Annotated in this window: 9 protein-coding genes and 3 pseudogenes; 11 read left to right on the forward strand and 1 reads right to left on the reverse strand. The window is 68.0% G+C overall.

Features of this window, described 5'->3' with window-relative positions:
• Window positions 1-196: 196 nt before the first annotated feature.
• The 11 genes and pseudogenes from MYA_RS24215 to MYA_RS24260 all read left to right on the forward strand — a co-directional run bounded on the left by MYA_RS24215 (window position 197) and on the right by MYA_RS24260 (window position 12,579).
• Window positions 197-1,906, forward strand: a complete 1,710-nt coding sequence (locus tag MYA_RS24215; protein ID WP_014725492.1) for a dihydroxyacetone kinase family protein — start codon at window positions 197-199, stop codon at window positions 1,904-1,906.
• Window positions 1,907-2,530: 624 nt separating this feature from the next.
• Window positions 2,531-3,916 (forward strand): MFS transporter, encoded by a 1,386-nt coding sequence (locus MYA_RS24220; RefSeq protein WP_014725493.1) that lies wholly within the window; start codon window positions 2,531-2,533, stop codon window positions 3,914-3,916.
• Window positions 3,917-4,203: 287 nt separating this feature from the next.
• Window positions 4,204-4,709: pseudogene (locus MYA_RS24225) on the forward strand (IS5 family transposase); the annotation flags it as partial.
• Window positions 4,710-4,838: 129 nt separating this feature from the next.
• Window positions 4,839-5,858: pseudogene (locus MYA_RS24230) on the forward strand (IS110 family transposase).
• A gap of 279 nt (window positions 5,859-6,137) precedes the next feature.
• A pseudogene (locus MYA_RS32015) lies at window positions 6,138-6,315 on the forward strand (IS5/IS1182 family transposase); the annotation flags it as partial.
• 311 nt (window positions 6,316-6,626) lie between these two features.
• The gene (locus MYA_RS24235) at window positions 6,627-7,106 is read left to right on the forward strand and encodes a MarR family winged helix-turn-helix transcriptional regulator (RefSeq protein ID WP_011879625.1); all 480 of its coding nucleotides are present in this window, start codon (window positions 6,627-6,629) and stop codon (window positions 7,104-7,106) included.
• On the forward strand, window positions 7,103-9,247 hold the full coding sequence (locus MYA_RS24240; RefSeq protein WP_014725496.1) for an FUSC family protein: 2,145 nt from the start codon (window positions 7,103-7,105) through the stop codon (window positions 9,245-9,247). Before MYA_RS24235 ends, MYA_RS24240 begins: the two co-directional genes overlap by 4 nt.
• Window positions 9,248-9,281: 34 nt before the next feature.
• A complete protein-coding gene (locus MYA_RS24245) occupies window positions 9,282-9,494 on the forward strand; it encodes a DUF1656 domain-containing protein (protein ID WP_011879627.1) in 213 nt (70 codons plus the stop codon).
• Between the two features lie 2 nt (window positions 9,495-9,496).
• Window positions 9,497-10,435, forward strand: coding sequence for an efflux RND transporter periplasmic adaptor subunit (locus MYA_RS24250; protein ID WP_034194408.1), 939 nt, complete (start codon window positions 9,497-9,499; stop codon window positions 10,433-10,435).
• Window positions 10,432-11,955: an efflux transporter outer membrane subunit gene (locus MYA_RS24255; RefSeq protein WP_014725497.1), complete on the forward strand. Its 1,524-nt coding sequence runs from the start codon at window positions 10,432-10,434 to the stop codon at window positions 11,953-11,955. Before MYA_RS24250 ends, MYA_RS24255 begins: the two co-directional genes overlap by 4 nt.
• Window positions 11,956-12,153: 198 nt before the next feature.
• Window positions 12,154-12,579, forward strand: coding sequence for a TOBE domain-containing protein (locus MYA_RS24260; protein ID WP_014725498.1), 426 nt, complete (start codon window positions 12,154-12,156; stop codon window positions 12,577-12,579).
• 287 nt (window positions 12,580-12,866) lie between these two features.
• Here MYA_RS24260 and MYA_RS24265 read toward each other — a convergent pair whose 3' ends face one another.
• Window positions 12,867-13,928, reverse strand: a complete 1,062-nt coding sequence (locus MYA_RS24265; protein WP_014725499.1) for a DMT family transporter — start codon at window positions 13,926-13,928, stop codon at window positions 12,867-12,869.
• Window positions 13,929-14,565 lie beyond the last annotated feature (637 nt).

Here is a 14,565-nt window from a genome sequence, read left to right on the forward strand (position 1 = left end):
GGCGTCGGCCTGCGCATGCGCCCGATGCGTCGAGGCCCCTGAGCGACGCCATTTTCGTTACATTCGTGCTACGAATGCTCGGATGCTACGTCACGCGGCGGGCGGCGCTTCATTCCCGCCGCCCACCGCGTACGATCAACCGCCCGCAGACCGCCCGGTTCGGCCGCCCTGCGCACCACCGTCAGGAACCCTCGCCATGAAGAAGCTCGTGAACCTCCCGTCCGATGTCGTTAGCGAAATGCTCGAAGGCATCGCGCGGCAGTCGCCGCATGTCGCGATCCTCGGCGACGAGCACGTGCTCGTGCGCCAGCCGCTGCCCGAGCCGTCGCGCCGGCCGGTCGCCGTGCTGTCCGGCGGCGGCAGCGGCCACGAGCCCGCGCACAGCGGTTACGTCGGCGAAGGCATGCTGAGCGCGGCCGTGTGCGGCGAGGTGTTCACGTCGCCGTCGACCGACGCCGTGCTCGCCGCGATCCGCGCGAGCGCCGGGCCGAACGGCGCGCTGCTGGTGGTGAAGAACTACACCGGCGACCGCCTCAATTTCGGCTTGGCCGCCGAACTCGCCCGCGCGGAAGGCATCCCGGTCGAGATGGTGATCGTCGCCGACGACGTGTCGCTGCGCGGTGTCGTCGAGCGCGGCCAGCGGCGCGGCATCGCCGGCACCGTGCTGATTCACAAGCTGGCCGGCGCCGCCGCCGCACGCGGGCTGCCGCTCGCGCGCGTCGCGGCCGTCGCGCGCGAGGCGGCCGCCGAGCTCGGCACGATGGGCGTCGCGCTGGATGGCTGCACGATCCCCGGCGCGGACAAGTCCGGGTTCAGCCTCGCCGATCACGAGATCGAGCTGGGCCTCGGCATCCACGGCGAGAAAGGCATCGAACGCACCGCGCCGCTGCCGGCCGACGCGCTGGTCGAGACGCTGCTGTCGCGCATCGTCGCCGACCTCGTGCTCGATCGCGGCGAACGCGTCGCGCTACTGGTCAACGGCCTCGGCGCGACGCCCGACATGGAGCTCGCGATCGTGCTGCGCGCCGCGTACGACAACCTGACCCGGCGCGGCATCACGGTCGCACGCGCCTGGGCCGGCACGTTCCTGTCGGCGCTGAACATGCCGGGCTGCTCGATCTCGCTGCTGCGGCTGAACGACGAACGCGCCGTGCTGCTCGACGCACCGACGCAGGCGCGCGCATGGCCCGGCGGCGGCGCAGTGAACCCGCATGTACGGATCGACGCGCCGGTCGCGCACGAGCCGCCGCCCCAGCCGGTCGATGCGGCCGCGAGCCCATGGGCTGCGCGTTTGCAGCCGGCGCTGCGCGCGGTCGCGCAAGCACTGCTCGACCACGAAGCGACGCTGACGGAGCTCGATACCGCGGCCGGCGACGGCGATCTCGGCGCGAGCATGCATCGCGCCGCGCAGGCGATCCTCGCGCTGCCGGACACCGCCTACGGCGCGCCGGCCGCTACGCTCGCGGCGTTGGGCGCCGCGTTGCGGCGCGCGATCGCCGGCAGTTCGGGACCGTTCTATGCGAGCGCGTTGTTGCGCGCATCGCGGCGCCTTGCCGACGCGTCGGACCCCATCGCGCCGTCCGCGCGCGACTGGGCGGCTGCGCTGCGCGGCGCAGCCGACGCGATCAGCGAACTCGGCGGCGCGCGCGCGGGCGACCGCACGATGCTCGATGCGTTGGTGCCGGCCGCCGACGCGTTCGGCCGCGCGCTCGATCACGACCACGACGTCGCGAGCGCATGGGCGGCCGCCGTGCAGGCCGCCGAACACGGCGCGCGGCAAACGGCCGACATGCCGCCGCGCGCGGGACGGGCGAGCTATCTCGGCACGCGCGCGCTCGGTACGCCGGACGGCGGCGCCGTGGCCGTCACGTACTGGCTGCGCGCGTTGCTGCCGCACGTGCGGTAGGCTGGGCGCGGGCGCCGCGGGCGGGCGTTTGCGGCCATCGCGTGCGTGGTAGGGCTGGGCGCGGCGTGGCGCACTCGGTTCGGCATCGTTGTCGCCGGCCGGCGCGCTCGCGGGGTGCGTCGCTGGAGGCATGGAACCGCCCGCCATGTCGCCCGCGACCGGCTGTGCGCGTTGCAGCCACACGTGCGGTAGAAGGGGCGCGGGCGGGCGTGTGCGGCCATCGCGCGCGTGGTAGGGCTGGGCGCGGCGTGGCGCACCCGGTTTGGCGTCGTTGTCGTCGGCTGGCGCGCTCGCGTGGTGCGTCGCTGGAATCGGCCGCCATGTCGCCCGGGTCGCGGGTGAAGCGGATGCGGCAAACGGGGGCCGCAGCAAGCGCGCGCGACGCGTGGTATGTCGTGCCGTGCTGTGCATTGTTGTGCCGCTTCGGGCCATGCCTTGCCATGCGGTCCCGCTCTGCGCCGCGGGGGGCCTCGCATCACCTCGCATCACCACCCCACCCCAGCTCCCCCCGGGGAAAACCCCGATCCTCACATCGTCCTATGACATCCGGCGTCGCTAATTGGCGGGATTACTTTGATCCTCGTCGGCGCCCGTCCGGGCGCATGCTGATAGCGAGGATCCCTCATGCGATACGTGCCATCGATGACTTCCGTTTCCGCGGCCGCTTCCGTTGCGGACGACGCGGCTTCCCGCGGCGACGAGCCGCACTGTCTGCCGCGCGTCGCGATCGCGGCCGCGGCCCTCGGCAATGCGACCGAATGGTTCGACTACGGCATTTACGCGTACGGGCTCGCCTATATTTCGGCCGCGCTGTTTCCAGGCAGCACGGCCAGCGCGACGCTGTTCGCGCTCGGCACGTTCGCGATCTCGTTCCTGATCCGTCCGCTCGGCGGCCTGTTCTGGGGCCCGCTCGGCGACCGCCTCGGCCGCAAGCGCGTGCTCGCGCTGACCGTCCTGACGATGTCGGGCGCCACGCTGCTGGTCGGCGTGCTGCCGACCTACGCGAGCGCCGGCTGGCTCGCGCCGGCCGCCCTGATCGTGCTGCGCATGGTGCAGGGCTTCTCGACCGGCGGCGAATACGGCGGCGCGGCGACCTTCATCGCCGAATACGCGCCCGACGCGCGACGCGGCCTGTGCGGCAGCTTCCTCGAGTTCGCGACGCTCGCCGGGTTTTCGCTCGGCGCGCTGCTGATGCTCGGCTTCGCGCTGCTGCTCGGCGACACCGCGATGCACGCCTGGGGCTGGCGCCTGCCGTTCCTCGTCGCGGCGCCGCTCGGGCTGATCGGCTTCTACCTGCGCTCGCGCCTCGAGGAAACGCCGGTGTTCCGCGAGCTCGAAGAACAGGCGCAGCGGCGCGAGCAGAGCGCCGCGGCCGCCGCGCTGCCGCTCGGCCGGCTGCTGGTCCGCTATGCGAGGCCGCTGCTGCTGCTCGGCGGGCTCGTCGTGGCGCTGAACGTCGTCAACTACGTGCTGCTCGCGTACATGCCGACCTACATGCACAAGGAACTCGGCGTCAGCGAAAACCTGTCGCTGTTGATTCCGCTGCTCGGCATGCTCGCGATGATGGTGCTGCTGCCGTTCGCCGGCTGGCTGTCGGATCGCGTCGGCCGCAAGACGATGTGGTGGATCTCGCTCGTCGGGTTGTTCGTCGCGGCCGTGCCGATGTTCGGGCTGATGACGCACGGCGTGCTCGGCGCATTCGTCGGCTTCGCGGTGCTCGGCCTGCTGTACGTGCCGCAGCTCGCGACCATTTCCGCGATGTTCCCGGCGATGTTTCCGACCCACGTGCGCTATGCGGGCATGGCGATCGCGTACAACGTGTCGACGTCGCTGTTCGGCGGCACCGCGCCGATCGTCAACGACTGGCTGATCGGCAAGACCGGCAACACGATGATCCCCGCCTACTACATGATGGCCGCGTGCGCGGTCGGGCTCGTCGCGCTGTCGGCGGTGATCGAGACGCGCGGCTGCTCGCTGCGCGGCGACGCGGTGCCGGGGCAAGCGCGTTGACGCGCGACCGAGCACGCAGCGCCTCCCATAAACGGTAACCGTCGAATCGCCCGCCGCCCGGCACCGGACGGCGGGCGATCTGCGTTTCAGATGCGGCGGGATCAGCGATGTCATCGCAGCGCGCGGAGGATCGCGCGGCCGTCCGTTTCGATCGCGCATGCGCGGCCGTCGACACCGGTTGCTTGGCGAGGCTCCGAGGCGCTGGCGCTTTCGCGTGCGGCTCCTTAGGGTCTGTTTACATTCAACGAAATGTGTTTACATCTTGTCTTTTGCGCGAGCAGGCCAAGATGATTCGAACGTTACTGAGCAACGAGGTATGGGCACGAATCGAATCGGTGTTGCAGGGCAAGGAAGGCGATCCAGGGCGAACGGCGACCGACAATCGCTGGTTTATCGAAGGGGTTCTGTGGATTGGCCGGACCGGTTGCCCGTGGCGCGATCTGCCGAAGGAATTCGGACGATGGCATACGGTGTACATGCGCTTCTCCCGGTGGCGTCGCAAAGGCGTGTGGGGGCGCGTTGCGCACGCAGTGTCCGACGAAGCGGAGATCAAACGCGTGCTGATCGACTCGACCATCGTGCGTGCGCACCAGCATTCGGCCGGGGCCCGAAAAAAAGCGGCCCGCAAGGGCTCGGGCGTTCGCGCGGTGGACTGACGACCAAGCTGCATCTGGCTGTCGATGAAGCCGGGCGCCCCCTGCGAATGATCGCCACCGAAGGACAGGTCTCGGATATTTCCCGTGCGCACGAATTGGTTGAGCATTTGCGCACAGGTGCTGTGATCGCCGACAAATGAAATGAACGCGTCCCACCCTGCGGCCGAGTGGGAGGAAACGGAAGGGTGTGGACCCTCACGGGCCAACGGCATCGATGTGCCTAGGTGGAAAATGCACGCATTTCCAAAGCAACCGGAGGATCCACGATGGACAGTATTGCAGTCGGTGTAGACATCGCCAAGCACGTGTTCCAGGTTCATTACATCGATCAGGAAACGGGCGAAATCGTGAACAAGCCTATCAAGCGGGCCAAGTTTCTTGAGCACTTTGCCAACCGTGCCAGATGCCTGATCGGAATGGAAGCCTGCGGTGGAGCGCACCACTAGGCGAGGCAGTTGATCCAGATGGGCCACGAAGTCAGGTTGATGCCGGCGGAGTTCGTGAAGGCATTCAACATTCGGAACAAGAGCGATGCGGCCGATGCCAAGGCGATCTGGCTGGCGGTGCGGCAGCCCGGCAAGCCGGTGGCGGTGAAAACGGAAATGCAGCAGGCGATGTTGACGTTGCACCGGATGCGCGAGCAACTGGTGAAGTTCCGCACGATGCAGAGCAACGGACTGCGAGGGCTGCTGACGGAATACGGCGAGGTGATGAGCCGGGGCCGCGCGAAACTGGATGGCGAGATTCCGGCGGTGCTGGGGCGGCTTGCAGAGCGATTGCCAGTAGCGTTGATCGCCACGTTGCGCGAGCACTGGAACGAGCTGGCGAGGCTGGACGGACAGATTGCCGAGATCGAGCGACGCATGCGTGCGTGGCAGAAGGAGAACCGGGCTGTGAAGGCGATCAGCGAGATTCCCGGTGTCGGCCTTCTGACGGTGACGGCAGCGGTGGCGATGATGGGTGACGCAAAGGCATTCAGATCAGGTCGAGAGTTTGCGGCATGGGCGGGACTGGTGCCGGAGCAGACGGGCTCAGGTGGCAAGGTGAATCTGCACGGTATCAGCAAGCGCGGCGACACGTATTTGCGCACGCTGCTGATTCACGGTGCACGCAGCGTTCTGACACACGCGAAAGATCCTGGCCCCTGGGTCGAGCAGATGAAGAAGCGGCGACCAATGAACGTAATCGTCGTCGCGTTGGCCAACAAGATGGCAAGAACGATCTGGGCCGTGCTGGCTCACGATCGGCAGTATCAGAAAGGCTACGTGAGTGTGAGACCCGTTTGAACAGGCCAACACTGGGTTGAAGATAAACGTTTAACACAGGGTGAACGTCGAAAGGTTGCGCAGCAATCGAGTGCGATGACAAGCCAGGTAGGACCGGGACTCGCTAAACCTGTATAGCCTGATGAGCTTCGAGCTCGCCGGACAAATGAGGTGCGAGTCAGCGAATTTCATAGGGGCCTGCAGCAGTTGTACCGGCTGCAACAAGGCCGGATATAAAGCTGCAGCCCATCCTGTCAGTCTGAACCCACGAAAACTGTTGCAAACGGGACGCGTTCATATAAAGGCTATGACTCGGATGCCTTCGTGAACACCATCCGCGCTGCACATGCGAAGGCCGTTATTCCACCGCGCTCGAATCGAAAGACCAAGCGGCTCCACTCGTTACGACAAGCTCGCAGGCAACTATCTCGCCTTCGCGGTGCTTACCTGCGCCTTTGGGCCGCTGGTGAGAATGTGAACAGGACCTAGTGCAATTGCGTGCGGTGTGACGCGGGTGTCGCGTGCCGCGCGCGACGTCGCGCATGGTGCGTGCCCGGTGTACTGCACCGCTATGGCGCACGTCGACACCAACGGTACGACCAATCGATCGGTCGGACGATGCGGCACGGCACCACCCGCTTGTCACCGGCTCGCGAATCGGAGCTTCGTCGGTCGGCGCACCGCGGCTTTGGACGGCCGTTGCGCGGCCGATGCACAGAAGCTGCAAGACATCCGAATGACAAAACCGGTAGTTTGCTATCGAATTACTTTGCCCCTATCATCTCGTGCATGACGAATCTGCCCGATCTCCGCCTCGCCGTCAGCAGCCTGCTGGTGCTCAGCGCGCGCAAGTGGCGCCGCACCAGCGACGCGGTGCTGACCGCATACAACGTGTCCGAGGCCTGCGCCACGCCGCTGCTGATCGCCGGGCGCCTGGGCGAAGGCGTGCGCCAGGGCACGCTGGCCGAACACGTCGGCATCGAAGGGCCGTCGCTCGTGCGGCTGCTCGACCAGCTGTGCGCGGCCGGTCTCGCGCGCCGCGACGAGGACCCGTACGATCGTCGCGCGAAAACGATCTCGCTGACGGCCGCCGGCCGCTCGGTCACCGCGAAGATGGAAGAAGACCTGCGCGTGCTGCGCGCGCAGGTGCTCAAGGGCGTGTCGCGCGCCGACCTCGAGGCGACGCTGCGCGTGCTGAATGCGTTCAACGCCGCCGACGTGCCGAACCCGGCCCCGGGCGCGCCGCAATCCGCCAGTTCCGCGTCATGACCTTTCCGAGCCTTCGCGACTGGCTGTTCTCCGGCAAGACGTTCGCCGCGTCGATGCTCGCGCTGTACCTCGGCCTGTATTTTCAGCTGCCGCGTCCTTACTGGGCGATGGCGAGCGTCTACATCGTGTCGAACCCGTTCGTCGGCGCGACGCGTTCCAAGGCGCTGTATCGCGCGCTCGGCACCGCGCTCGGCGCAGCCGCCGCGATCCTGTTCGTGCCGCCATTCGTCGAGACGCCGATCCTGTTCAGCATCATCGTCGCGACGTGGTGCGGCACGCTGCTCTACCTCGCGATCTCGGACCGCACCGCGCGCAGCTACGTGTTCATGCTGGCCGGTTACACGATGCCGCTCATCGCGCTGCCGACGGTGGCCGATCCGTCGACGATCTTCGACGTCGCGATCGCCCGCACCGAGGAGATCGTGCTCGGCATCGTGTGCGCGAGCGTGGTCGGCAGCACCGTGTTCCCGAACCGGCTCGCGCCGACGCTGATCGAACGCACCGATGCATGGTTCAAGGATGCCGCGTTCTACGGGCGCGAGACGTTGTCCGGACATCTCGCGGGCAAGGCGCTGTCCGCGTGCCGCCAGCGCCTCGCCGCCACCATCACCGGCCTCGAGTTTCTGCTGAGCCAGCTGAGCTACGACCACGCGCATCCGCGCGTGCTCGAGCGCGCGCAGGCGCTCGCGGGCCGGATGCAGCTGTTCCTGCCTCTGATGTCGTCGCTGGCCGACCCGCTCGTCGCGCTGATGCGCGAACTGAAAGTGCGCCCGCCCGGGCTCGACGCGCTGCTCGCCGACGCCGCGAAGTGGTTCGATGCGCCGCTGCCGGCCGTGAAGGCCGACACCGGCGGCGAGATGGCGCACGATCCGGCCGCGGACGACCTGCGCGCGCGCATCGCGTCGCTGCAGCCGCCCGACAGCGCACTCGCGAGCTGGGACGGCGCGCTGCTGTCGAATGCGCTGTGGCGGCTGCGTCAGGTCATCGACATCTGGCAGGACTGCCGCTCGCTGCGCGCGCTGATCGCGAACGAGTCGGGCATCTGGCAGCCGCGTTTCAGGCACTGGCGGCTCGGCGGCACCGAGCGTTTCTTCGATCGCGGGATGATGCTGTTCTCGACGCTGACCGTGGCCGGCGCGATCGTGTTCGCGTGCTGGCTGTGGATCGCGTCGGGCTGGCACGACGGCGCCGGCGCGGTCACGCTGGCCGCCGTCGCGTGCAGCTTCTTCGCCGCGCTCGACGAGCCCGCACCGCTCGTGTTCAAGTTCTTCCTCGCGACCGCCGCGAGCGTCGTGTTCGCGGGCCTGTACCTGTTCGCCGTGCTGCCGCACGTGCACGACTTCGCGATGCTCGTGCTGATGTTCGCCGGCCCGTTCATCCTGATCGGCACGCTGCTGCCGCGCCCGCAGTTCAACATGGTGACGATGCTCGTCGCCGTCAACACGGCGACCTTCATCAGCATCCAGAGCGCGTACGACGCCGACTTCTTCGTGTTCCTGAACAGCAACCTCGCCGGTGTCGCCGGGTTGCTGTTCGCGTATCTGTGGACGCGCGCGACGCGGCCGTTCGGCGCCGAACTCGCCGTGCGACGGCTGCTGCGCTCGGGCTGGGAGGACGTCGCGCGCTCCGCGTCGACGCAGCCGCTCGACGACCAGCGCAACCATGCGTCGCGGATGCTCGATCGCGTCACGCAATTGCTGCCGCGGCTCGGCGCGTCGGACGATCATCGTCATCCGTCGATCGAGAGCTTCCGCGACCTGCGCATCGCGCTGAACGCGCTCGACCTGCGCCGCGCGCGCCGCAGACTGTCGGGCGACGTGCCCGATGCGATCGACCGCGTGCTGGCCGGCGTCACCGATCACTACGCGCGCTGCGCGGCCGCCAACGCACGGCAGCCGGCGCCGCCCGCGCTGCTCGCGTCGATCGACGATGCGCTGCGGCGCGTGGCGGGCCGCACGCGGCCGCACGCCGCGTCGGCCGGCGCGGCAGAGGCCGGCGCGACGCCTGCGGCACCGACGTCGCGCGCCGCGCACCGGCGCTTGCGCAATACGCTGCACGCGCTCGTCGGGCTGCGGCTGTCGCTGTACCCGGCCGCGGCCGCGCAGCCGCCGCAGGCCACGGCGGACGGAGCACGCGCATGATCCGGCTTTCCCACCCGTCCTTCCGAGCGCGACCATGATCGGCGAAATCGACATCTTCGGCGTATTCGTGCCGGCTCCCCTCGTGCTGATGCTGATCGCGTATCTGATCAACATCGTCGTGCGCGCGCTGCTCGAGCGCGTCGGCTTCTACCGCCTCGTCTGGCACCGTTCGATCTTCGATCTCGGCATCTACGTGTTCGTGCTTGCCGCCGTCGTGGTCGTGTCTCACCATCTCGTGGCTAGCTAATCGTGAAAAAAACCTGGTACTCGGCAGGACAGATCCTGCTCACGCTGATCGTCGTCGTCGTGGCCGCCCTCGTGTTGTGGCGCATCATCAATTACTACATGTTCTCGCCGTGGACCCGCGACGGGCACGTGCGCGCCGACGTGATCCAGGTCGCGCCGGACGTGGCCGGCCTCATCACGTCGGTGCAGGTCGCCGACAACCAGGAGGTCAAGCGCGGCCAGGTGCTGTTCGTGATCGATCAGGCGCGCTACACGCTCGCGCAACGCCTCGCCGAAGCGACCCTCGCGCAGCGCCGCGCGACGCTCGCCCAGGCGAAGCGCGAATATGCGCGCAACCTGCAGCTCGGCAATCTGGTGGCGAGCGAACAGGTCGAGGAAAGCCGCACGCGCGTCGAGCAGGGCGAAGCCGCCGTCGCCGATGCGCAGGTGTCGCTCGACACCGCGAAACTGAATCTCCAGCGCACCACGATCGTGAGCCCGGTCGACGGCTATCTGAACGACCGCGCGCCGCGCACCGGCGAATACGTGGCGGCCGGCCGTGCGGTGCTGTCGGTCGTCGATCGCAACTCGTTCCGCGTGGACGGCTATTTCGAGGAAACCAAGCTGCGCGGCATCCATATCGGCGAGCCGGTCGACATCGTCGTGATGGGCGAACCGCATCCGCTGCGCGGCCACGTGCAGAGCATCGTCGCCGCGATCGAGGATCGCGACCGCACGCAGGGCGCGAACCTGCTGCCGAACGTGAACCCGGCATTCAGCTGGGTGCGGCTCGCGCAGCGCGTGCCGGTGCGCGTCGTGCTCGACGAGGTGCCGGACGATTTCCGGATGATCGCCGGCCGCACCGCGACCGTCGCGGTGCGCTCGCATGACGCGCGCCGTGACGACAAAACGCGGCCGGCATCGGCGCCCGCCGCGGCCAGCGCGACTGGAGCATCGCAATGAAGCGGCATGGGCTGCGCCTCGCGGCGGCGCTCGCGCCGCTCGCGCTCGCACTCGGCGCGTGCAAGTCGGTCGGCCCCGATTACGCGCTGCCGCAGCACGCATACGTGAATGCGCCGCTCGCGAACCATGCGCTCGACGATGCGGACGGCGCGCTCGTCTCGCGCGATGCGGTGCCCGGCAACTGGTGGCAGCTGTACGACGATCCGGTGCTGAATGCGCTGGTGCAGAGCGCGCTGAAATCGAACACCGACCTGCGCGTCGCTGCAGCGAACCTCGCGCGCTCGCGCGCGGCGCTGGAGGTCGCCAACGAACAGGGCGGCTTCTCGGGCCACGCCGAAGCCGGCGTGCAACGCGCGCAGGAATCGGCCGAACAGTATCTGCTCGAGAACAAGCTGCCGGTCGTCAACGAAGGCGCGGTCGGCATCAACGTGTCGTACGAGCTCGATCTGTTCGGCAAGCTGCGGCGTGGCGTCGAGGCCGCGCACGCGGACAGCGACGCGGTGCAGGCGGCGGCCGACCTCGCGCGCATCACCGTCGTCGCGGATGTGGTGCGGGCGTACGTCGAGTCGTGCTCCGCCGGCGACGAACTCGCGATCGCGAAGCAGTCGCTCGCGCTGCAGCAGCAGCGTGTGAAGCTGTCGCAGCGGCTGCGCGACGCGGGACGCGGCAATCAGACCGACGTGACGCGCGGGGTCACGCAGGTACGCACGCTGTCGGCCGACATCCCGCGCTTCGAAGGCCGGCGCAAGATCGCGCAATACCAGCTCGCCGCCTTGCTCGCGCGAGCGCCCGCAGATCTGCCGAAGGCCGTCGCCGAATGCGAGCGGCTGCCGCAGCTGCGCCAACCGATCCCGATCGGCGACGGCGCCGCGCTGCTGCGCCGCCGTCCCGACGTTCGCGAAGCCGAGCGCCAGCTCGCGGCTGCCACGGCCCGCATCGGCGTGGCAACCGCCGCGCTGTATCCGTCGGTGAGCATCGGGTTATCCGCGGGTTCGGTCGGCGTCGCCGCCGATCTGTTCTCGTCGACCACCAACCGCTGGTCGTTCGGGCCGCTGATCAGCTGGGCGTTCCCGATCAACGGCCAGCGTGCGCGCGTGCGCGAAGCCGAAGCGGCGACCGGCGGCGCGCTCGCGCACTTCGACGGCGTCGTGCTGAACGCGCTGCGCGAAACGCAGTCGAGCCTCGCGACCTATGCGGCCGACGTGCAGCGCACCGACGCGCTGCGCACGGCCTACGAATCGGCGCGAAGTTCCGCCGACGAAACGCACCGGCTCTATATGGCCGGGCGCGAGTCGTTCATTTCGGATCTGGATGCGACGCGCACGTTGACGAGCGTGCGCGCGCAGGTCGCGGCGGCTGAGGGGCAGGTTGCGGCGGATCAGGTCAGGTTGTTCCTCGCGCTCGGCGGGGGGTGGGAGGGCGATGGGGAGGTGGTGGCGGGCGTGGCGGCGGGTTCGGCGGCGGGTTCGGCACCAGCATCGGCGGCGGCTAAGTCGGCGGCATCGGCAATGGGTCGGTAAGTTTCCGTGTGGCGACAAAGCGCGACGAGCGTGTCGCGTCTACTACCGCCCCGCGGTCGCGGTTGCGTTCACGCGCAATCGCCGTTGCGGAGAAGACCGCGCCGACATCGCGCCGCACCCGCATTCCCGATAAACTCGTCTGCGGTTTTCGTCCTTCGCTCGCCGCGCGTCGCGCGGCTCACTTCCCGGAGAGTCCTCATGCGAACCAGCGCCCGTAACCAATTCCCCGGCCAGATCGACGTCGTCAAGCCCGGCGCCGTCAACGACGAAGTCACGCTGCGTACCGACAATGGCCTCGAGATCGTCGCCGTGATCACGCACGGCAGCGCAGCGTCGCTGGGCCTCGCGGCGGGGACGAACGCCTTCGCGCTCGTCAAGGCGTCGTCGGTGATCGTGATGGTCGACGTCGACAGCAGCAAGGTATCGGCCCGCAACTGCATCGCCGGCACCGTGTCGTCGATTGCGAAAGGCGCGGTGAATTCCGAAATCGTGATCCGCGCGGCCGGCGGCGCCGAGATCGTCGCGATCGTTACCAACGATAGCGTCGATCGTCTCGGTCTCGCGAGCGGCAAGGCCGCATCCGCAGTCTTCAAGGCATCGAGCGTGATCGTCGCCGTCGCGTGATTGGCCGTTCACGCAGCTGAGCGCCGTAACGACCCGGAGCAGTTGGCGACACCCGTATGCGTTGGCTGCGCAAGTCAGCTTGCGGGCATAGCAACAAGATCGATGCTTTGAAGACATCCGCCGCGACGTTGTCGACGTGGCCGCCACGCATTAGCGCCGGCATGGGCGAGCGCGAAGTAAGTGCCGCGCTCGCACCGAATAATCAGCATTGATACCGCAGGGAGACGAGGAACGACGCCCCATAAACGGTTACCTTGCCGTCCAGGCAGACGACGTCCTCGTCTTTGTCAGTGCCGATGACGGTGATGAATGTCCGGAAAATGCGCGTGACTGTGCGTGATCGGCAGATGCACGTGCGGATGGGTGTGCGGCTCGTTGCCGTCGTACGGAAAATCGTGCGCGTGCTGATGGTGTTCGTCGTGACGATGCCGGTGCGCGTGTTCGAGCCGTTCGTGCGCGTGCTCGTGTTCGTGCCGCTCGCGCACATGCAGCCAGATGCCGAGCGCCATCAGTGCGGAGGCGGCCCAGAAAGTGACGGACGGCAGCGCCGGCCAGATCAACAGTGACAGCAAGACGCCGAACAGCGGCGCCACGGAGAAGTACGCACCCGTGCGTGCGCTGCCGAGGTGGCGCAGCGCGACGACGAACAGCACGAGACTGATGCCATATCCGCCGAGTCCGGTGAGCATCGCGGCGAGCGTAATCGGAACGGTCGGCAACGCGGCGCCCGTCGCGAGCGCGATGGCGATATTCACCGGGCCCGCGACGAGGCCCTTCACGCATGCGATGACCATCGCATCGTTCGCGGCGACCTTGCGCGTCAGGTTGTTGTCGATCGCCCAGCACAGACAGGCGCCGGCAATCAGCAGCGCACCGGCCGGCACGCCCGCCTGGGCCGGCGCCCACGACAGCAGGATGCCCCCGGCGACGATCGCCACCATGCCGCCGAACACCTGCAGATCGACGTTCTCGCGGAATACGACCCACGCGATGACGGCGGTCAACACGCCTTCCAGATTGAGCAGCAACGCGCTCGTCGCGGCCGGCGTCGTCGACAGCCCGAGCATCAGCAGCGCAGGGCCTGCGATGCCGCCGGCCGCGATCGCTCCGGCGAGCCAAGGCAGCTCGGCACGTTGCAGCGGTGCGGCGCCATCCGTCGACGGACGGTGCCCGCGCAATGCGCGCAGGCCGATTACAACCCCGAGGCCGACACCGCTGCCGAGATAGAAAAGACCTGCGACCATGAACGGCGACATCGTACCGATCAGCGCCTTGGCGAGCGGCGTCGCAGCGCCGAACAAGATGGCGGCTGTGAGCGCGACGAGAATTGCGGAACGTCTCGGGTTCATGATGCGGATTGGCGTTGAGTGTCGCGAGTGGATATCGGTATTGTGCGCCGGGAGATCGGGCCAGCGGGCGGCGGGCGGTGCTTCAGCGAAATCGGTTTTGCGGTGCGTTTACATCGAGCGCCGGGCAGCGCGATTCGGTTGAGCTTTCGGCTGCGGGTGGTATTGCGTCGCGCGCATGATGCGTGTCGGCGCGGCGGTTCGGGCGAGACATTATGGCGGTTGCGGCGCGCGGCGACAATCGACGTAAGGCAATCGCGGCGCGGCGTGGTGATAGCGCATCGGGGCTCGCTGACGTGCTGGCCGATCGGGCGCGGCGAAGCCGATTCTGCGATATGGATTCGTGCGGAGCTACTCGGCCGGCTCTTCGTCGGAGATCCGTCGGCGTGAGTCGCGCCCAGGTGTGGCGATATCAGTAGCCCGAACTATTATTGTTTGCGGTGAATCTGTTCGTGAGGTCGCAACTTGCGATTGCGTATACGGCTTCGTATCGGATTTATATCCACTCGACGCGATTGATGCGTTGCCTGCGTCGTCGCGTGTCTGCGCAGCGGCGCAGCGCGCGGAGCGGCGGACGGTCGGGATAGTTCGTCGATTGGGGTCGACAGCAAAGGGCGCGGCGACAAAGCGGACACCGATG

It is taken from the genome of Burkholderia sp. KJ006, assembly GCF_000262695.1.
Lineage (GTDB): Bacteria > Pseudomonadota > Gammaproteobacteria > Burkholderiales > Burkholderiaceae > Burkholderia > Burkholderia vietnamiensis.